The organism is Gilliamella sp. ESL0232, from assembly GCF_013346885.1.
GTDB classification, from domain to species: domain Bacteria; phylum Pseudomonadota; class Gammaproteobacteria; order Enterobacterales; family Orbaceae; genus Gilliamella; species Gilliamella bombi.
In genome coordinates this window covers 143,015-162,383 of record NZ_JAAEDW010000006.1, presented here as the reverse complement: position 1 = coordinate 162,383, position 19,369 = coordinate 143,015, and the positions used below count along the sequence as shown (strand labels likewise).

Sequence of the window (19,369 nt, the reverse complement as noted above, 5' to 3'; positions counted from 1 at the left end):
TTCTTTTTTACCCTACGTTTTAGAATTATGATTTAATATCAAACAAAAATAGCAAGATCTGTATTTTTAATTGTTAAATAGCTTTATCAAAAAATAGATCAACTTTACTAAGTTTAGCCATTGATTGTAGGTAATCCTTAATTTTAGATGAAAAAGTTAAGCTTTTAACACACGTCAAATTCCGTAAAACTGGAAACAAACAGATATCATCTAAAGATAATTGTCCATTACATGCATCTGGTGACACAATCAATAACTCAAGTTTATTTAATATAGCAGATACGGCAGACACTAATGAATCCGTTTGCATCAAACATTCATCAAACGATCCCATTTTTTTTGATTTACTATTAACAAAAGAATCGATAGCACTTTGTGTCGCAAACTCAGCTAAACCTAGTTTTATATAACGTGGACACACTAACTTATAATCATATTGTTGCAACTGTTTTATTAAATCTGTGATATCTGACGATCTAGGACCTGTTAAAATGGGTTTATCGCCATAATTGTTATCAACATAATCAACAATGTCTAAACTTTCAGGCATATAGCTACCATCATCTTTTTGTAAAATAGGCACCATTTTTTCACCAATCATACGCTCTGGTGATTGAAAATCATCACTCAATAATACCTGTTTTTCAACCGGTATATTTTTTAGACCAAAAATCATTCTAGCCCTAACACAAAAAGGACAATGCTCATAAATATACAGTTTCATTTTCGCTTCCTTAAGCGTTCAATCGCCCATAATAAAAAAACTAACCCCAAAAATAATAAAAAAACAATACTTGAAGCATACAAAGCTTTGGGATAACCGATTCGTACAACATTAATAAAAGGGTATGGATATTGATTAGTATAATAACCTCGGACAAAAATATAAATGCCATAAGCTAGCATTGATAATATTGATCCTATAATGACATGAACGTTGATGCGTCTAAATGGCCCCCAAATCAGCCAACTTAATAAACCCAAAGCAGGTATAACAGCATGTAAACTTTCGTTAGTGATTTTCATTAATGCATTAGGCGGGGTATGGATACCTCTTAACACTAAATTATACACAATAGCCGTTATAATCACACCAGCCAAACCATTTAAGCGAATAACTTTAAAACTATATCGATTACAATTAGGGTTAACAGATAACCACAAACAACTTAATGCCAGCATCAAATTTGATAACACCGTAAAAAAGCTATAATAATAAATTAATCGGCCTATAGAAGAACTTGGTTGCCAAGGGCGAAACTTTGTATGCCAATAAATATAAGTTTCCATAGCAATAATTGCGATAGCAAACAGTGCTATAAAGAGATTAATACTTCGCTTAACCATAATATAGTACAAAAAATATATAGAATCCCAGTATATAACAATTAATGAAAAATAAAAAAATATAATGTACTCAATCAGTTTATTGAAGAATAACTGTAAAAAAGTTTCAGGAAAGATAGTGTTTAAGTATAAAAATTATTTTTAATAAAGAGTTATATAAATATAAGATCCCACGATATAAACTTTTACAGCTGTTATAAAAAGTAACTTATTGACTAAAACTGCAACTTATTGACAGCTAGTATATAATATAAAGAATAAACGTAATGTAGAGATAATTTTGATGTCTAGCCAAGATACACCTGCCCAAAATAAAATGTTAATAGACCGTTTTCTAGATTCATTGTGGCTAGAAAGGAACTTAGCTGAAAATACCATTGCTTCTTATAAACTTGATTTGTTAGCATTAAGTCAATCTTTACAACAACAAAATGTCACATTCCTAACAACTCAAACACTTAATTTACAAAACTTTTTAATGCAACGAGTAGAAGATGGGTATAAAGCAAGTAGTTCAGCACGTTTGCTTAGTGCAACTAAACGTTTTTTTCAGTATTTATATCAAGAAAATTATCGCACTGATGACCCTTCTGCAGTATTATCATCCCCCAAACTTCCTAAAAAATTACCTAAAGACTTAACTGAATCGCAAGTCGATGCGCTACTAGAGTCGCCAAGCATAGAAGATCCCATTGAACTTAGGGATAAAGCGATGTTGGAAGTACTTTATGCCACCGGTTTACGCGTATCTGAATTAGTAAATTTAGAAATTAGCGATGTTAGCTTACGTCAAGGTGTAGTAAGAGTAATTGGTAAAGGTAATAAAGAGCGCTTAGTCCCACTTGGAGAAGAAGCAATTTATTGGCTTGAATATTATTTTAAATATGCAAGAAATGATCTTTTAAAAAATGGACCTATTGATGTGCTTTTTCCAAGTCGATTAGGAAAAAAAATGACACGACAGACTTTCTGGCATCGAATTAAATATTATGCCATACTAATCGGTATAAATATTGATGCACTTTCTCCTCATGTGCTTCGACATGCTTTTGCGACACATCTTCTTAATCACGGAGCAGATTTGCGCGTCGTTCAAATGTTGCTTGGGCATAGCAGTTTATCAACTACACAAATTTATACACATGTTGCAACAGAAAGGTTAAAACAGTTACATAGTAAACATCATCCTCGAGCATAGGATTGACAAAAATAAGGATAATTGAATGAAAAAATTAGTTATATGTTTAGGCTTAGCGTTAATTTCAAGTTCAGTATTAGCAAGTAATAATGAAATTGCAAAATCTTTAGATAAATTCGGTTACGATAGCAAAGAATCAAAAATTTTTGATAGTCCAATTAAAGATTTTAAAAGCGTTAGCACGCCAGAAGGTATTGTATACGTTAGTAAAGATGGTAAATACTTAATTCAAGGCTCTATTTTTGATTTACAAGGTGATGAACCAGAAAACATTGCTAACAGCATCAATCTTAGCCTAATAAAATCAATTGAAAAAGATGCCATTATTTATAAAGCTAAAAATGAAAAATACATCATTTCAGTATTTACTGATTATACTTGCCATTACTGTAAACTACTACATGAAAATATTGATAAGTATTTAGAAGCGGGTATTTCAGTTCACTATTTTGCATTTCCTCGTGCAGGTGCTAACAGTGATGTTGGCAAAAACATGCAATCTATTTGGAGCATGGCTGATCGCAAAGCTGCATTTGACAATGCATACAAAGGTAATACAATTTCGCCAGCAAGCAGCATGATACCTTATGTAACACAACAATTTAACGTCGGTAAAAAGTTAGGGATTGGTGGCACACCTGCAATTGTCTTACCTAACGGCCAACTTGTTTCAGGTTACGTGCCTGCAGATAAACTAATTGAATTTCTTGATCACAAAAACTAAATAAAAATTAGTAGTTATTGTTACTAAAATGTAAATTAAAATGAAAACACATGTTAGCGCAACATGCGCTAGCATATAAATTATGAAAAAAAGTAAATTAAAACATCGCAAATTACCTGAAGTACTTCCAGAATTTTCTGATGATATTCCGTTATTATTACAACGGATTTATGCATTGCGTGGTGTTACTAGCATGCAAGATCTTGATTACACCACACGCAATCTATGCAATTACGATAAACTAGATGGTATTAAAAAGGCGGTCGAAATTCTTTATTCAGTAATGAAAAATAATCAGCAAATCATGATTGTTGGTGATTTTGATACTGATGGTGCCACTAGTACTGCTTTAACCATCAGAGCCTTAAAAAATATGGGGTACCAATTTGTTGATTATATCATTCCTGATCGCTTTAATGATGGATATGGATTAAGTGTTTCGGTTGTTAAAAAGGCCATTTTACAAAATGCACAACTTATTATTACCGTTGACAACGGAATATCTGCTATTGAAGCTGTCGATTTTGCTAAGCAATCAGGATTGTCAGTCATTATTACTGATCACCATTTATGCCCTGAGCTACTACCTAATGCCGACGCCATAGTCAATCCTAATTTACCTAATTGTACATTTCCATCTAAGCATTTAGCTGGGGTGGGTGTAGCTTTTTACTTTATGCTGGCTTTACGAGCAAAATTACGGCAAGAAAATTGGTTCTCCGACAATAATTTAGCTGAATATAATGTAGCAAATTTATTAGATCTAGTTGCTTTAGGCACTATTGCTGACGTGGTTAGACTTGATCATAACAATCGTATTTTAGTTCATCAGGGTATAAACAGAATACGAGCTGGCTATTGTTGTGAGGGCATCAAAGCCTTATTACAGGTATCTAAAAAAGATCCTATTAATCTTACGTCTACCGATTTAGCTTTTTATATAGCGCCACGATTAAATGCAGCAGGTAGAATGGATAATATGTCATTGGGAGTTGAATTGCTACTTTGTGATAATTATGATTCAGCAATTAACAAAGCTATGGATTTGGATAATCTCAATAGTGATCGAAAGTTAATTGAGCAAATGATGCATAAAGAGGCCTTATCATTTATTCAAGAAATTGAAAAACAAAATATCACAATTCCTAATTTACTCGTGTTTCATCATCCAGAATGGCATCAAGGCATTATTGGGATCTTATCTTCACGTTTAAAAGATAAATATCATCGACCAGTCATATCTTTCGCTTCAACAGAAGATGGTTTTCTAAAGGGCTCAGGACGTTCAATTAAAGGCGTTCATTTACGCGATCTTCTTGATGAATTAAATCAAAAAAATCCTGATCTAATAATCAGTTTTGGAGGTCACGCAATGGCTGTTGGGTTAACTATTCGAGAAGAAGATTTAGAACGTTTTAAAAATAATTTTGAAACACTTTTAGATGCACGCTTAGAACCCGATTTGCTAGAACCAATTATTGAAACTGACGGTGAAATAGATAGCCAAGATCTTACTTACGAAATCGCCAAACAATTAAAAGAATCAGGACCATGGGGAGAAGGATTCTACACTCCCATTTTTGACGGTGAATTCATTATTCATCAACAGCGATTATTTTCAGACAAACACCTAAAACTAGTACTAGAACCCCAAAACGGTGGTCCACTTATTGAAGGGGTCTTTTTTAATGTAAATAGACAACTATGGCCTGATCAATCGATAAAAAATGTGAAAATAGTTTACCATTTAGATGTAGATGAATTTCGTGGTAACCAAGCTCCATTATTAATGGTTAAACATCTATGGTCTCTCGCATAAACAATCAGAATCGATTATAATTACAAGGTTGCTCTGAATTTACATCTGTTTACCAATCAAATAAGCAATGGTTACCCAATACTATCAATATAAAGTTTATACAATGTTAAGGATTCAAAATGCATATTCATATTCTTGGAATTTGTGGCACATTTATGGCAGGGATTGCTTTGATAGCTCGCTCTCTTGGTCATAAAGTAACGGGTTCAGATAAAAATGTTTACCCACCAATGAGCACACTTTTACAAAAAGAACATATTGATATCATTGAAGGGTATGATCCATCACAACTGACATCAAGACCTGATTTAGTCATTATAGGCAATGCGCTATCAAGAGGTAACCCTTGTGTAGAATATCTTTTAGATAATAACATTCCTTATATTTCAGCACCTCAATGGTTACACGACAATGTATTGCGAGATCGTTGGGTCATAGCTATTGCTGGAACTCATGGTAAAACTACAACTGCGGGTATGGTCAATTGGATTTTAGAAAAGCAAGATTACAAGCAAGGATTCGTTATTGGTGGTGTACCGGGTAATTTTGATGTATCCGCAAGATTAGGTGAAGGCAATTATTTTGTTATTGAAGCAGATGAATATGATTGCTCGTTCTTTGATAAACGTTCAAAATTCATGCATTACTGCCCAAAAACACTTATCATGAATAATCTAGAATTTGATCATGCAGATATTTTTGATGATCTCAGTTCTATTCAAAAACAATTTCACCATTTAGTTCGTTTAGTGCCAAGCAATGGATTAATTATCTCACCACAAGAAGATGTAAATTTAAAACAAGTATTAGCTAAAGGTTGTTGGAGCCAAAAAGCATTCACAGAATCAGAAAACGGCTGGCTAGCACAACGTATAAATAATGATGCGAGTCATTTTGCGGTTTACTTTAACAATAAAAAAGTAGGCGAAGTAAAATATTCATTAGTTGGCGAACACAATATGCATAATGCACTAATGGCAATTGCAGCCGCCCATAATGTTGGCATTGATCCTGCTGATGCTTGTTTAGCACTAGGTTCTTTTGTCAATGCAAAAAGACGATTAGAACTTTATGGCGAAGTTAATAATATTGAAATCTATGATGACTTTGCCCACCACCCAACTGCAATTTTAGCCACATTAGAAGCATTACGCAGTAAAATAGGAGCTAATCGTCGCATTCTAGCCGTACTTGAACCACGCTCAAATACGATGAAATTAGGGGTATCTAAAGATGAACTAGCCCCATCACTTGGTCGAGCTGATGAAATTTTTATATTCCAACCTGAACAACTACCTTGGCTAGTAGCCGATGTGGTTGATGCTTGTATTCAACCCGCTTACTGGAGTGGTGATATCGATTTATTGGTTGAAATGATCACAAAATCAGCTAAACCAACTGATGCAATTTTAATTATGAGTAATGGTGGCTTTAATGGTATCCATAAAAAGATTTTAGAAAACTTAAAGAAGAAACAAATAAAAAACCAAGAACAATAACCGCTAGTCTAAAAATAATATAAATAGCAATATGATATATGCCACATCATGTGGCATATCAAAAAAAAGGATATTTCATGAATGAAACTACCGACATGATTGCTATGCTATGTCGTAGAATAAAATTAGCCAGAATTGAGAAAAATTTATCTCAACTAGAACTTGCGCAAAAATCCAAAATTGGCATTGCCACAATAAAACGTATTGAACAAGGCGAATCAATTACATTACAAACATTAATTTCCGTCCTCCGTGGATTAGGCGAACTTGATCAACTTAATAATTTACTTGCCTATAACGAAGTTATCCATATTGCCTCAGCAGAACAACCAAAACGAAAAAGAAAACAACGAAAAGTAAAAACTGAACGGGTAGATGTACTAACAGAAAATGATTTTTTGCGCTCAAAAGTTAACACCATGCACTGGAAACATTAAATACAATCTAATGTTTCGCCGATGTTGCAATCGGCGAATTCGACAGAAAAATAGCAACAACCTAATTACAATGAACCGTAATTGCTAACCCGCCACGCGATGTTTCTCGATATTTTGCATTCATATCCTTTCCTGTTTCATACATAGTTTTAATAACTTTATCTAAAGATACTTTTGCAGCAGTAATTCGTCTTAAAGCCATTCTTGTCGCATTTATCGATTTTACTGCGGCAATGGCATTTCGCTCAATACAAGGAACCTGAACTTGGCCTGCAACTGGATCACAAGTCAAGCCTAAGTTATGCTCCATTGCTATTTCTGCCGCCATGCATACTTGTTGAGGATTACCGCCTAAAAGCTCAGCAAGTCCTGCCGCAGCCATAGAACAAGCAACGCCAACTTCCCCTTGACATCCCACTTCTGCACCAGAAATAGAAGCATTTATTTGATAAAGTTGTCCTATTGCGCCACAAGTTAGAAAGAAACGAATATAAATATCAGGTGTAACTGGATTAATAAATTTATCATAATAAGCGAGCACAGCAGGTATAATACCACATGCACCATTTGTTGGCGCAGTAACCACTCGTCCTCCTGCTGCATTTTCCTCACTAACTGCAAGCGCAAACATATTTACCCAATCAATAATCACCATTGGGTCACTAATAAATTTATCCTTAGTGGTAGACAATTGACGGTATAACGAAAACGCACGACGAGGAACTTTAAGTGGTCCTGGTAATAGCCCTTCTGTATTCATACCTCGTTTGATACATTCCAAAATAGTTTGCCCAACGCGAGAAAAATAGGATTCAATTTCTTCATAAGAGTGTATTTGCAACTCATTTTTCATCATAATACTAGAAATTGATAATGAGTTATCTTCACAATGTTTTAATAATTGCTCAGCTGAAGCAAATGGATAAGGGAATTTTACTGAATCCTGCTCTTGTTGACCAAATTGCTCTTCTTCAACAACCTGACCACCGCCAACAGAATAATAAGTTTTCTGAAAAACTAATTTATCGCCGCTATATGCAGTCAAAGTCATACCATTTTCATGTAATGGTAAAAATTTAGAATGAAACACCATACAACTTTCCAACGGAAAGTCGATTTCATAACGATCATTGTAAATAGATAACCGCTGAGTTTGGCTAAGTTTTTCGATAACACTTGGAATACTATCAATATCAACAGAATCAGGTTTTTCGCCAGTTAATCCCATAATAATAGCAATATCTGTTTGATGACCTTTGCCTGTTAACGACAAAGAGCCATAAACATCAGCCACAATTTTTGTTACTGATGCCATCATGTTATTACTGATTAGTTGATCTATGAATGCCTTCCCTGCCCTCATTGGTCCTACTGTATGTGAGCTTGAAGGTCCAATGCCAATTTTAAATATTTCAAATACCGAACTCATATTTTTCCCTTTTGATGCAAAACATAAATTAATACTGCTATCCTAGTGATATCTTTACGAATTAACTTATTGCTAATAAAATAACCAATAATCATCTTGCCACTTACCCCATACTAATACTTAGGTATCACTTTTGAGATTATGAAAATAAGTTTTAATACCTATTAATAGTTAATTCTTGCTATATCGGTAGATTATTTTATTAGTAGCTGTATTTACCTACCAACGAATGCCAGTAGGTTTTATATATTAAATAAACAAGTAAGTGGTAATTACCCATGAATTAAATTTTATAATAAATTATAGATAGCGGCTGAAATTGCAACTAATCCCATAACAACAATAAATACATTACTTAGCCTTCCTTTATATTTTGCTAGTACAGGTAATTTATGAATTGCATACATTGGCATTAAAAACAACAACACAGCTAAAATTGGGCCACCAAGTGATTCAATAAGACCTAAAATACTTGGATTTAATGTTGCAACCCCCCAAGCAGTTACAAACATAAAGGCAATAGCTAATTTATCAAGTTTGTTTTCTGAAATTGTTTTATTACGGCTACGCAAAAATTTATTAACAACACCATTAAATCCTTCTTTACCTCCTAGATAGTGACCTAAAAACGATTTAGCCATTGCAATAAATGCAATTGGAGGACCAATATACTCAATAACAGGTGAATTAAATCGATTAGCCAAATATGACAACGTTGAGATATTTTGAGCTTTTGCATCTAAAAGTTCAGCAGGCGACAAGCAAAGCGCACAACTAAAAACAAAAAACATCACTGTTACAACCATCATGATATTGCTTGCTGCAATAATTCTAGTACATTTAGGTTCAGCATAAACGTCACCATATTCTTTACGTTTAGCTACCGCTAAAGATGAAATAATTGGTGAATGATTAAATGCAAAAACCATAACAGGAATAACTAACCAAAGTGTCATTAAAATACTTTGTTCTCCGTCACTACTACCAAAAGACAAATTGGTAAAAATTTCACCATTCCACTCAGGAATTAAAAATAACGCTAAAATCATTAAAACGGCAATAAATGGAAAAACTAATATTGACATAACTTTAACAATAAGTTCTTCGCCAAAGTGAACAATTGACATTAAAAATGCAACTAAAACAAATGAAAGTAAAGCTCGTGGTAATGACTCCATTCCTAATTGATGAACCATAAAGCTATCTACTGTATTTGTAATACCAACGCTATATACTAATAATATTGGGTAAATTGCAAAAAAATAAAGTACAGTTATCCAGTTTCCTGCTGTGCGCCCAAAAGCCTCTTCAACAACAACGGTAATATCGCCATCGCGACTTTTACCTGATAATACAAATCGACACAAAGCTTGATGAGCAAAAAATGTCATAGGAAAGGCAAGAACCAAGATAACCAGCAACGGAATTAACCCACCGACACCTGCATTAATTGGTAGAAAAAGTACTCCAGCACCAATCGCTGTACCATAAAGGCTAAGCATCCATAACGTATCACTTTTTCGCCATTTAGGTAATGCTGACTCATTATTGGCATTTGTTACGCTATCATTTGTCCTTAGCTTACTCATTTTTGTTACTACTCCTTAATCTAAAATTTGGCGCATATGATATCAATTTAATATTTTTTACAAAGTGATCAACATCACATAAATAACAAAAAATTAAATATAATAAATAAACTAAATAGCATCGAATTTGATACCTAATAGCTTTAAAATAATTAAAATATCAATTTTGATTCAAAGAAATTGCGCAAAATACTTGCTCTAACTCAAATTTAACTAAGATTAAATAAAAGCAGTTAAATTTAATAAACAACTCAATGGATATTTATATAATCTAACGATTAGCAATTAATAGAAAACCTCAACGTTAAGTAATAAACGTGACGACAATAAAAACATGGGCTATGGTATTAAACGCTTATTTTGGCTAACAAGGCTACAGCAGATATGTTTAAACAAAATTTTCTCGCAAGCACCAAAAGCAATATGCATAGGCACTTATGATAATTTACAGCATAATCAGCAAATAAGTCAGGATTTAAAAGATAGAAAACAAAAATTTAAGAACAATTTATTAATAATTAAATTACCGTAAAATCGCATAAAACGGTTTCCTGTAAAATGTCTTAAATGTTTTTAGAGGATTATTTTAACTATGAAGTGTAAACAACTGGGTGTTTTCCTACATATTAAAGATTGTATTTCAATCAAGAATTGAATCATAATAACAAATTATTCCTGTTTCTAAATTCTCAATTTCTAATTCGCCGCCTGTAAGAATTTCACCGCCAGAAAAATAACTTGGCTTTGTTTTTAGGATAACTTTTCCCAAGAGCTTATCATTGTAATAAAAATCTCCTTCATTACTAATTTTATAAAAATCATCAGGTTCTATTAATCCTGTGCCACAAGGACAATCGATATAATCTAACCGACGGCCATCTTTAGTTTCGCAACCATCTCCTCTCCAACCAAAATCCAAAATTTCATCATAACTTAAATCAGTAAAATGATAGATAATAAATTTAATTGGCTGGTATAGTACCAAAACCACAAAAAAGGCAGTAATGAAGTGCGATAAATTTAATTTCTTCATATCAATTCCATTTAATTACTAATGCTAATAATTTACAATTAATCTTTATTATTCACAATAATTACCAATAAAATTACTTTAGTGTTACGCTTGGTACTGCTAAACTAGCTCACATTTTTATCATATATATTTATAAATAAATTTTTTTAGGATAAATTTATGCGAACCAGTAAATATCTTCTTTCTACGTTAAAAGAAACACCTGCTGATGCTGAAGTCATTAGCCATCAATTAATGTTACGTGCAGGCATGATCCGCAAAGTGGCTGCTGGATTATATACCTGGCTTCCCACTGGTTACCGCGTACTTAAAAAAGTAGAAAATATTGTCCGTGAAGAGATGAATAAAGCCGGTGCAATAGAAGTATTAATGCCAGTTGTACAGCCTGCTGATATTTGGCAAGAAAGCGGACGTTGGGAACAATATGGCCCTGAATTATTACGTATTAAAGATCGTGGCGACCGTGATTTTGTTCTAGGCCCAACTCATGAGGAAGTCATTACAGACTTACTACGTAATGAAGTTAGCTCATATAAACAATTACCGCTTAACGTGTATCAGATTCAAACCAAATTTCGAGATGAAGTACGCCCTCGCTTTGGTGTGATGCGTTCACGTGAATTTATTATGAAAGATGCATACTCTTTCCATACTACACAAGAATCATTACAAGAAACTTATGATGAAATGTATAAAGCTTATAGCGCAGTTTTTACACGTGCTGGTTTAAACTTTAGAGCGGTGCGTGCTGATACAGGATCAATTGGTGGTAACTGGTCACATGAGTTCCAAGTATTAGCCGACAGTGGCGAAGATGATATTGTTTTTTCAACCGAATCTGATTATGCGGCTAACATAGAAATGGCTCAAGCATTAGCACCAACACAAAAACGCGCTGAACCTACAAAAGCAATGGAGTTAGTCGATACTCCTAATGCCAAAACTATTGACGAATTAGTCGAACAATTCAATTTACCGATTGAAAAAACCGTAAAAACCTTGATGGTTAAAGCCACGAAAGAGAGTGGTCATCAATTAGTAGCTTTACTGGTTCGAGGTGATCATACATTAAATGAAATCAAAGCTGAAAAAATCGATATCGTTGCCTCACCACTTGAATTTGCAACCGAAGAAGAAATCCGTACGATTGTGAATGCAGGGCCAGGCTCGCTAGGTCCAATAAATCTAAACATGCCAATTATTATCGATCGTGATGTGGCTGTTATGAGCGACTTTAGTGCTGGTGCAAACATTGACCATAAACACTATTTTAATATCAATTGGGAACGTGACACTGCTTTACCTCGCATTGAAGACATCCGTAATGTGGTTGAAGGAGATATTAGCCCTGATGGCAAAGGCACATTACAAATTAAACGAGGTATTGAAGTGGGACATATCTTCCAACTTGGTACTAAATACTCACAAGCAATGAAAGCAACAGTCCAAGGTGAAGATGGACAAAACCACGTTATGATTATGGGTTGTTACGGCATTGGAGTAAGCCGCATTGTAGCTGCTGCAATTGAACAATGTCATGACGATCGTGGTATTGTATGGCCAGAAGCGATTGCTCCATTTAGCGTTGTCATTATTCCAATGAACATGCACAAATCCGAAAAAGTTCAAGCAACAGCCGAAAAACTTTATGCTGATTTACAAGCTGCTGGCATTGAAGTTTTATTTGACGATAGAAAAGAGCGCCCTGGCGTGATGTTTGCTGATGCGGAACTAATCGGGATCCCTCACACTATCGTAATTGGTGAACGCAACCTCGGTAATGGAGAAGTGGAATACAAACACCGTTCAGGTGGTGATAAAGTAATGGTGAAAGTCAACAATATCATTGAATTTATCCAAAACCGCCGTCAAAAAGTATAATAAATCCAATCATAAAAATCAAAATAACAACAACGCATTAATGTAGTTGTTGTTATTTTATCAATTCAAGAATAAGTATTATTATTCATAACACTCATTACACCAAATAAGTTAAACCCCTAATTATAAATTCAAAGTGATATTGTTGTTTTTTTCAGCTAGAATAAATCAACGCAACTCTTATTTTAATCGGTTAGAATAATGTTAAAAAAAACAATTGCCTTGGTATTATCCACCTCATTATTATTACAAAGTACATCTATCGTTTATGCTGATAATATCAACCTTCCTGATATTGGTACTGCGGCAGCCACAACGCTTAGCATTGGCCAAGAAATGGAAATGGGCGATTATTATATGCGAATGTTACGAGCAAGTGCTCCCATAATAAACGACCCTGTTTTAAACCAATATATTAATGATCTAGGCAAAAAATTAGTATCAAAATCAGAATCAGTAAAAACGCCATTCCATTTTTATATTATGAAAAGTGACGTACTTAACGCATTTGCTTTTTTTGGTGGAAATGTCGTCATTCATTCTAAACTAATATTAGACACCGACAATGAAAGCCAATTAGCCTCTGTTATGTCTCATGAAATTGGCCATGTCACCCAACGCCATTTAGCCAGAGCAATGGAAAACCAAAACCGTAATAGCCCTTATGTTTGGGGTGCAACATTAGGCTCTCTACTACTAACATTAGCCAATCCCGAAGCTGGCATGGCGGCGATGACAAGCACCATGGCAGGATCAGCTCAAAATATGATTAGTTTTACGCAAAGTAATGAACAAGAAGCCGATCGTGTTGGTTTAAGAACGCTTGCTAAAGCAGGGTTTGATCCTTATGCTTCATCAGAATTTCTACAAAAACTTGCCGATCAAAGCCGATTTAGTAGTAAAGCTCCCGAAATTTTACTTACTCACCCATTACCTAACAGCCGATTAACCGATATTCGAAATCGTTCATTGCAATATAGCAAAAAAAATGTATCTCCGTCATTAAACTACTATTTAGCGAAAGCTCGATTGGCCATATTAATGGCTAAAAATAAAAATACCGCAAAGCTATTAGTTGAAGATTATAAAAAACTAAACAATGAACAAAGTAAAACAGCTATTATTTATGCTAATGCTTTAGCTGATAATCTAAGTGGAAATAATCAAAAAGCGAAACAACAACTACAGCCATTATTAGATAGTGATCCCAATAATATTTGGTATATTGATTTAATGACTGATATTGATTTAGCGCTCAACAATAGCAGCACTGCAATAACTCGCCTACAAGCAGCATTAAAAAAAGCACCAAACAGTTCTGCATTGCAACTAAACTTGGCTAATGCGTATATAAAAAACAAAAACTATCAACAAGCCGTAAGCTTGTTACATCGCTATACTTTTGACCATAATGATGACTCAAATGGATGGGAATTACTCGTCACTGCTTACGGGGGATTACATGCAAGAGCAAAAGAAATGAGTGCTAGAGCGGAATTAATTGCATTAGAAGGTCAATTTCAACAATCCATTCAACTACTACAAAATGCTAAGAATCAAACAAAAGGCGATCAGACAATGATTTCCAAAATTGATGCAAGAATTAATCAATTAAAACAGCTACAAAAACGTTATGCAGCTTATAAACGATAATTTTATTAACAAAACCTTCTCGACTAATTATTTACGCACCCATTAGTCGAGAAGATAACAAAATACTTATTTATCAGCTAAATGATCCACATTATTGAAGAATTTTACAGTAAATGTCCCTTCAGATTGTTCATTACCTTGCTTATAATTAACCACACTAATGCTAGTATTTAACATTCGAGGGAAATAATCCTCATCACGATGTAAACGCCAATCACCACCATTTAAAACACAAAGTAATATACGTAATACCGTTCCATGTGACACAACCAAAATATTACCCGTATCTTGAGGTGCATTTTTTACAATAGTATTTAACCCCTGCTTCATACGCAAAAGGGTATCAAAATAATTTTCACCTTGATTGACCGAAGCATCAAAATTAGCAGGATCTGTCAAATAAGTAGTAAATTCTGGAAACTCCTTTTTCAATTGAGGGACTTTCTTGCCTTCCCAAATGCCAAAATCCATCTCACGCAGATCAGCAAGCTCAAAAGTAGGAATAACTATATTATTTTCTTTAACAATATAATCTCGAGTTTCCATAGCTCGTTGTTGTGTACTTGAGTATGCTTGCATAAAAGGCACATTTTTTAAATGTTGTCCTGTCACTTTAGCACCCAAAATACCTTGATCTGTTAAAGGTGAATTTTGAGAACCTTGCATCTGATCTTTAATATTCCACTGCGTTTGACCATGTCTAATTAAATATAAATTAATATCTTTCATTCGTACTAACTACCTTTTTTATTTTAAGATTCCGTTTTTTCATATTTATCTTTTCTTAGATACGACAAGCAAGTCTGCAAAACATCATCCATTGGTGCATTTAATTGCATTTCTTGCAAACTTTTAGGATGAATAAATCTTACACTTGCTGCATGTAAAAATAAACGATTAAGCTTAGTATCAGCTAATAACGCATCAAATTGCCTATCGCCATAACGATCATCAAAAGCAATTGGATGGCTTGCGTATTGAGTGTGTATGCGAATTTGGTGTGTACGCCCTGTAACAGGACTTGCTTTAATCAAAGTGGCAAAATTGAAGCGCTCCTCAACTTTAAAACGCGTTTCAGAAGGCTTACCCTCTTTATCAACCTTTACCACACGCTCACCGCTTTTTAATACATTTTTAAGCAGTGGAGCTTGTATTACTTTACATTCAGAAGGCCAATTCCCCTTAACAAGTGCCAAATAATTTTTTTGCATTTGCTTCAGGCGCAACTGCTCGTGTAACGCTTTTAGTGCTGAGCGTTTTTTGGCAATCAATAACACGCCCGATGTTTCGCGATCTATGCGATGCACCAACTCCAAAAATTTCGCTTCAGGTCTTAAGGCGCGTAATCCTTCAATCACGCCAAAACTTAATCCACTACCACCATGAACAGCAATACCTGATGGCTTATTAATTGCCAACATTACCTCATCTTCATAGATGATTGCCTTTTCTAAATCAGCGACTTTATTAAGCTTGGTCGAAATCTCTGGCGTGGGTTTTTCAGTCATACGAACAGGAGGAATACGAATTTCATCGCCAATATTTAATTTATATTCAGGTTTAATCCGTTTTTTATTAACACGAACCTCACCCTTTCTTAAAATGCGATAAATCATACTTTTTGGCACACCTTTTAAATAGGTGATTAAAAAGTTATCAATACGCTGTGTCGCATTTTCCTCAGAAATAGTAACAAATGAGACTTGTAGTTTTGTATGTGGAACCGTTGAGTGCATAAGGAATGATTAATCCGCCGTCAATAAATAAAATCGTTTTACATTACTCAAAAATAAACTACACTATCGTAGTAAAAATAAGATAGATTATATTCAATATAATTAAAGAAGAAAGATTATAGCGAAATCTGAGGGAATAAAATAGTATGTTATCATTGCTTAATCAATACTCACAAGCTAGATTGGCTTGGTTCTTATTGTTCTTTTCTACTTTTACTTTTGAAATAACCGCACTTTATTTTCAACATGGTTTAGGGCTTGCGCCTTGTACTCTCTGCATTTATCAGCGTTGCGCTATTTTTGGTATCATGTTGGCTAGCATTATTGGAATAATTGCTCCTCGCAACATTTTTGTTCGATTAATAGGTATTTTCATTTGGCTTTTTAGCGCCTATAAAGGCTTTTCATTAGCAACATTTCATGCTCATCTACAATTTGAACCTAATCTAAATGATACTTGCTCAATTAACGTACACTTTCCTACTTGGCTACCATTAGATTCGTGGTTTCCTAGTTTGTTTAATGCTTATGGTTCATGTGCCGATAAAATTTGGACGTTTCTAACAATTGAAATGTCACAATGGATGATTATTATTTTTGCTTGCTATTTTATTGTTGGTTTGGCTGTATTAATATCTCAGTTCTTTTTATCCTCAAAAAATTCAATCTGGAGTAAATGACTTTATTTATAAAACTAGCACTTTTTGTTGAGTTTGTTAGAATGTGTGATAATTTTATTTTACAAACGTCACACATAAATGCTTTTGGAATACCACCCACCTATTGAACCTTGGCTATCGATTTTGCATCAAGACGACCATATTGTGGTTGTAAATAAACAACCGGGTATTTTGTCGGTTTCGGGCAATAAACCTCAATTTATTGATAGTATTATTCACCGATTGCAACAAAAATATAGCTACGTCGAATCCGTGCATCGGTTAGATATGGCAACCAGTGGTATCATGGTTGCCGCACTTTCTAAACTCGCCGATCGAGAGATAAAAAAACAATTTCGTGAACGTATTCCTAAAAAAACCTATATTGCTGTAGTGCATGGGCATCTTGAGCAAGATTCTGGTCGTGTTGAATTACCCCTAATTTGTGATTGGCCCAATCGACCAAGGCAAATGGTCGATTTAGAAAATGGCAAACATGCGCTGACAGAGTATCAAGTCATTTCACGCAATCCAGACAACACAACACGAGTGCAATTATTTCCGTTTACTGGGCGATCACATCAATTACGGGTACATATGCAAGCCATTGGTCACCCTATTTTAGGCGATAAATTCTATGCCCACCCTGAAGCCTTTACTATGTCTAAAAGGCTGCTATTGCATGCTCAATTACTAACAATTAACCATCCTAAAACAGGCGAAAGTATGACGTTTAGCTGCGAACCTGATTTTTAAAAATAGAAATATAAAATTAGCGACCATTATATAAAATCTGCTCATGCGAATAAAAGATAAACAACTGATATAAAGGAAATTAAAATGCAAAAAATTGTTTTAGCAACGAATAATCAAGGCAAAGTCAATGAATTGCAAATATTACTCGCTAATGCAGGTTTTGATATTATTGCACAAAGCCAATTTAATATACCGGATGCCGACGAAACAGGCTTAACATTTATTGAAAATGCACTTTTAAAAGCAAGACATACTGCCAAATTAACTGGACTGTCCGCCATTGCTGATGACTCTGGTTTAGCGGTCGATGCACTTGATGGGCAACCTGGGATCTATTCTGCTCGTTATGCAGGTGAACACGGTAACGACAAAAGTAACAATCAAAAATTACTTAAAGCATTACAAAATATCCCAAAAGAAAAACGTACCGCTTACTTTTATTGTGCGCTAGTTTTTATGCGACACGAAAACGACCCAACACCTATCATCTGCTTAGGAAAATGGGATGGTTTAATTTTAAATGAAGAACAAGGTGATGGGGGATTTGGCTATGATCCACTTTTTTATGTACCAGAACTAGGCTGCACCGCAGCACAGCTAACAAAAGAACAAAAAAGCCAAATATCACATCGAGGTCAAGCTCTAAAACAATTGATTGAAAAAATTAAAACTGCTTAGCAAACTTATTTATACTCGAAATTGCATATCAAGAAGTAAACAGTATATACTTAATACATTAATGATATTGGAGTTAATATTTTGATTGTAATGATAGTAAGTGGTCGCTCTGGATCGGGAAAATCAATCGCCCTACGCGCTCTAGAAGATATGGGATTTTATTGTGTTGATAATATCCCAGTTGCTTTATTACCTCAATTAGCCAACTCATTAAAAAACCACAACACGCCAGTTGCAGTTAGCATTGATATTCGAAATTTGCCTGAACAATTTGATTTTAATAATGATATATTTCAACGTTTGCCCGAATCGGTGACACCTGAAATACTTTTCCTCGATTGTAGTCGTAATACGTTAATTCGACGCTATAGTGAAACACGACGGATACATCCATTAACCAATCAACACTATTCTCTTGAAGAAGCAATAGATCTTGAAGAAAAATATCTAGAACCTTTAAAATCTAACGCAAGCCTAGTTATAAATACCGATGACCTATCAGTACATGAACTATCAGACATATTAAGATCACGTATTTTAGGTAAAAAAGAGCGTGAATTAACCTTTATTTTTGAATCATTTGGCTTTAAACATGGCTTACCCATTGATGCTGATTTTGTATTTGATGTCAGGTTTTTACCTAACCCACATTGGGAAGTGAATTTGCGCCCATTAACAGGATTAGATGAGCCGGTAAAAGAATATTTATTACAACACAATGAAGTATCCAATTTTATCTATCAGACTGCCAATTACTTAAATCAATGGCTACCTTTATTAGAAAAAAACAACCGCAGTTACTTAACCATTGCTATTGGATGTACTGGTGGTCAACATCGCTCTGTTTTCATTGCTGAACAATTGGCCTCATTTTTTAAAGCACAAAACAAACAAGTAAAAATTCGCCACCGAACTTTAGAAAAAAAGTAAT

At 34.3% G+C, this 19,369-nt stretch carries 18 protein-coding genes; 11 read left to right on the top strand and 7 right to left on the bottom strand.

Annotated elements, in window-relative coordinates:
• Nucleotides 1–73 precede the first annotated feature (73 nt).
• The gene (gene grxB / locus GYW75_RS08085; protein ID WP_174798976.1) at nucleotides 74–724 is read right to left on the bottom strand and encodes a glutaredoxin 2; all 651 of its coding nucleotides are present in this window, start codon (nucleotides 722–724) and stop codon (nucleotides 74–76) included.
• Entirely contained in the window at nucleotides 721–1,290 is a 570-nt protein-coding gene (locus GYW75_RS08080; RefSeq protein WP_238786440.1) for a Pr6Pr family membrane protein, read from the bottom strand. Before GYW75_RS08080 ends, grxB begins: the two co-directional genes overlap by 4 nt.
• A 340-nt stretch (nucleotides 1,291–1,630) precedes the next feature.
• On the opposite strand from GYW75_RS08080, the gene xerD reads away from it, so the two are divergent.
• The 5 genes from xerD to GYW75_RS08055 all read left to right on the top strand — a co-directional run bounded on the left by xerD (nucleotide 1,631) and on the right by GYW75_RS08055 (nucleotide 7,024).
• The gene (gene xerD, locus GYW75_RS08075) at nucleotides 1,631–2,545 is read left to right on the top strand and encodes a site-specific tyrosine recombinase XerD (protein WP_085165938.1); all 915 of its coding nucleotides are present in this window, start codon (nucleotides 1,631–1,633) and stop codon (nucleotides 2,543–2,545) included.
• Nucleotides 2,546–2,570: 25 nt separating this feature from the next.
• The gene (gene dsbC / locus GYW75_RS08070; protein ID WP_085165939.1) at nucleotides 2,571–3,269 is read left to right on the top strand and encodes a bifunctional protein-disulfide isomerase/oxidoreductase DsbC; all 699 of its coding nucleotides are present in this window, start codon (nucleotides 2,571–2,573) and stop codon (nucleotides 3,267–3,269) included.
• 82 nt (nucleotides 3,270–3,351) lie between these two features.
• Nucleotides 3,352–5,088, top strand: coding sequence for a single-stranded-DNA-specific exonuclease RecJ (recJ, locus tag GYW75_RS08065; protein WP_174798974.1), 1,737 nt, complete (start codon nucleotides 3,352–3,354; stop codon nucleotides 5,086–5,088).
• A gap of 119 nt (nucleotides 5,089–5,207) precedes the next feature.
• Nucleotides 5,208–6,587, top strand: a complete 1,380-nt coding sequence (gene mpl, locus GYW75_RS08060) for a UDP-N-acetylmuramate:L-alanyl-gamma-D-glutamyl-meso-diaminopimelate ligase (protein WP_174798973.1) — start codon at nucleotides 5,208–5,210, stop codon at nucleotides 6,585–6,587.
• Nucleotides 6,588–6,664: 77 nt separating this feature from the next.
• Nucleotides 6,665–7,024 carry a helix-turn-helix domain-containing protein gene (locus tag GYW75_RS08055; protein ID WP_065605767.1) on the top strand — a complete coding sequence of 120 codons (360 nt, stop codon included), beginning with the start codon at nucleotides 6,665–6,667 and terminating at the stop codon, nucleotides 7,022–7,024.
• A gap of 61 nt (nucleotides 7,025–7,085) precedes the next feature.
• Here the strand turns inward: GYW75_RS08055 and GYW75_RS08050 are convergent, their stop codons facing one another.
• The 3 genes from GYW75_RS08050 to GYW75_RS08040 all read right to left on the bottom strand — a co-directional run bounded on the left by GYW75_RS08050 (nucleotide 7,086) and on the right by GYW75_RS08040 (nucleotide 11,075).
• Complete coding sequence (locus GYW75_RS08050; RefSeq protein WP_174798971.1) at nucleotides 7,086–8,453, bottom strand: L-serine ammonia-lyase; 1,368 nt, start codon at nucleotides 8,451–8,453, stop codon at nucleotides 7,086–7,088.
• Between the two features lie 290 nt (nucleotides 8,454–8,743).
• On the bottom strand, nucleotides 8,744–10,042 hold the full coding sequence (locus GYW75_RS08045; protein WP_174798970.1) for a serine/threonine transporter: 1,299 nt from the start codon (nucleotides 10,040–10,042) through the stop codon (nucleotides 8,744–8,746).
• A 640-nt stretch (nucleotides 10,043–10,682) separates the two neighbouring features.
• Nucleotides 10,683–11,075 carry a hypothetical protein gene (locus GYW75_RS08040; RefSeq protein ID WP_085166081.1) on the bottom strand — a complete coding sequence of 131 codons (393 nt, stop codon included), beginning with the start codon at nucleotides 11,073–11,075 and terminating at the stop codon, nucleotides 10,683–10,685.
• A 159-nt stretch (nucleotides 11,076–11,234) separates the two neighbouring features.
• Here GYW75_RS08040 and proS point away from each other — a divergent pair, with 159 nt between their 5' ends.
• Together proS and bepA are read left to right on the top strand one after the other, a co-directional pair.
• Entirely contained in the window at nucleotides 11,235–12,956 is a 1,722-nt protein-coding gene (gene proS, locus GYW75_RS08035; protein WP_174798969.1) for a proline--tRNA ligase, read from the top strand.
• A 201-nt stretch (nucleotides 12,957–13,157) separates the two neighbouring features.
• The gene (bepA, locus tag GYW75_RS08030; protein ID WP_065609140.1) at nucleotides 13,158–14,609 is read left to right on the top strand and encodes a beta-barrel assembly-enhancing protease; all 1,452 of its coding nucleotides are present in this window, start codon (nucleotides 13,158–13,160) and stop codon (nucleotides 14,607–14,609) included.
• A gap of 66 nt (nucleotides 14,610–14,675) precedes the next feature.
• Here bepA and GYW75_RS08025 read toward each other — a convergent pair whose 3' ends face one another.
• Both GYW75_RS08025 and rluC read right to left on the bottom strand, forming a co-directional pair.
• The gene (locus GYW75_RS08025; protein ID WP_174798968.1) at nucleotides 14,676–15,338 is read right to left on the bottom strand and encodes a histidine phosphatase family protein; all 663 of its coding nucleotides are present in this window, start codon (nucleotides 15,336–15,338) and stop codon (nucleotides 14,676–14,678) included.
• Nucleotides 15,339–15,361: 23 nt separating this feature from the next.
• Nucleotides 15,362–16,345, bottom strand: coding sequence for a 23S rRNA pseudouridine(955/2504/2580) synthase RluC (gene rluC, locus GYW75_RS08020; protein ID WP_065590658.1), 984 nt, complete (start codon nucleotides 16,343–16,345; stop codon nucleotides 15,362–15,364).
• Between the two features lie 146 nt (nucleotides 16,346–16,491).
• Between rluC and dsbB the strand changes: the two genes are divergently transcribed.
• The 4 genes from dsbB (at nucleotide 16,492) to rapZ (ending at nucleotide 19,368) form a co-directional block, all read left to right on the top strand.
• The gene (gene dsbB / locus GYW75_RS08015; protein ID WP_065590657.1) at nucleotides 16,492–17,025 is read left to right on the top strand and encodes a disulfide bond formation protein DsbB; all 534 of its coding nucleotides are present in this window, start codon (nucleotides 16,492–16,494) and stop codon (nucleotides 17,023–17,025) included.
• A gap of 78 nt (nucleotides 17,026–17,103) precedes the next feature.
• The gene (gene rluA, locus GYW75_RS08010; protein ID WP_065590656.1) at nucleotides 17,104–17,760 is read left to right on the top strand and encodes a bifunctional tRNA pseudouridine(32) synthase/23S rRNA pseudouridine(746) synthase RluA; all 657 of its coding nucleotides are present in this window, start codon (nucleotides 17,104–17,106) and stop codon (nucleotides 17,758–17,760) included.
• Between the two features lie 84 nt (nucleotides 17,761–17,844).
• Entirely contained in the window at nucleotides 17,845–18,438 is a 594-nt protein-coding gene (locus tag GYW75_RS08005; RefSeq protein ID WP_174798967.1) for an XTP/dITP diphosphatase, read from the top strand.
• An 81-nt stretch (nucleotides 18,439–18,519) separates the two neighbouring features.
• Nucleotides 18,520–19,368: an RNase adapter RapZ gene (gene rapZ / locus GYW75_RS08000; RefSeq protein WP_174798966.1), complete on the top strand. Its 849-nt coding sequence runs from the start codon at nucleotides 18,520–18,522 to the stop codon at nucleotides 19,366–19,368.
• The last annotated feature ends 1 nt before the right edge of the window (nucleotide 19,369 follow it).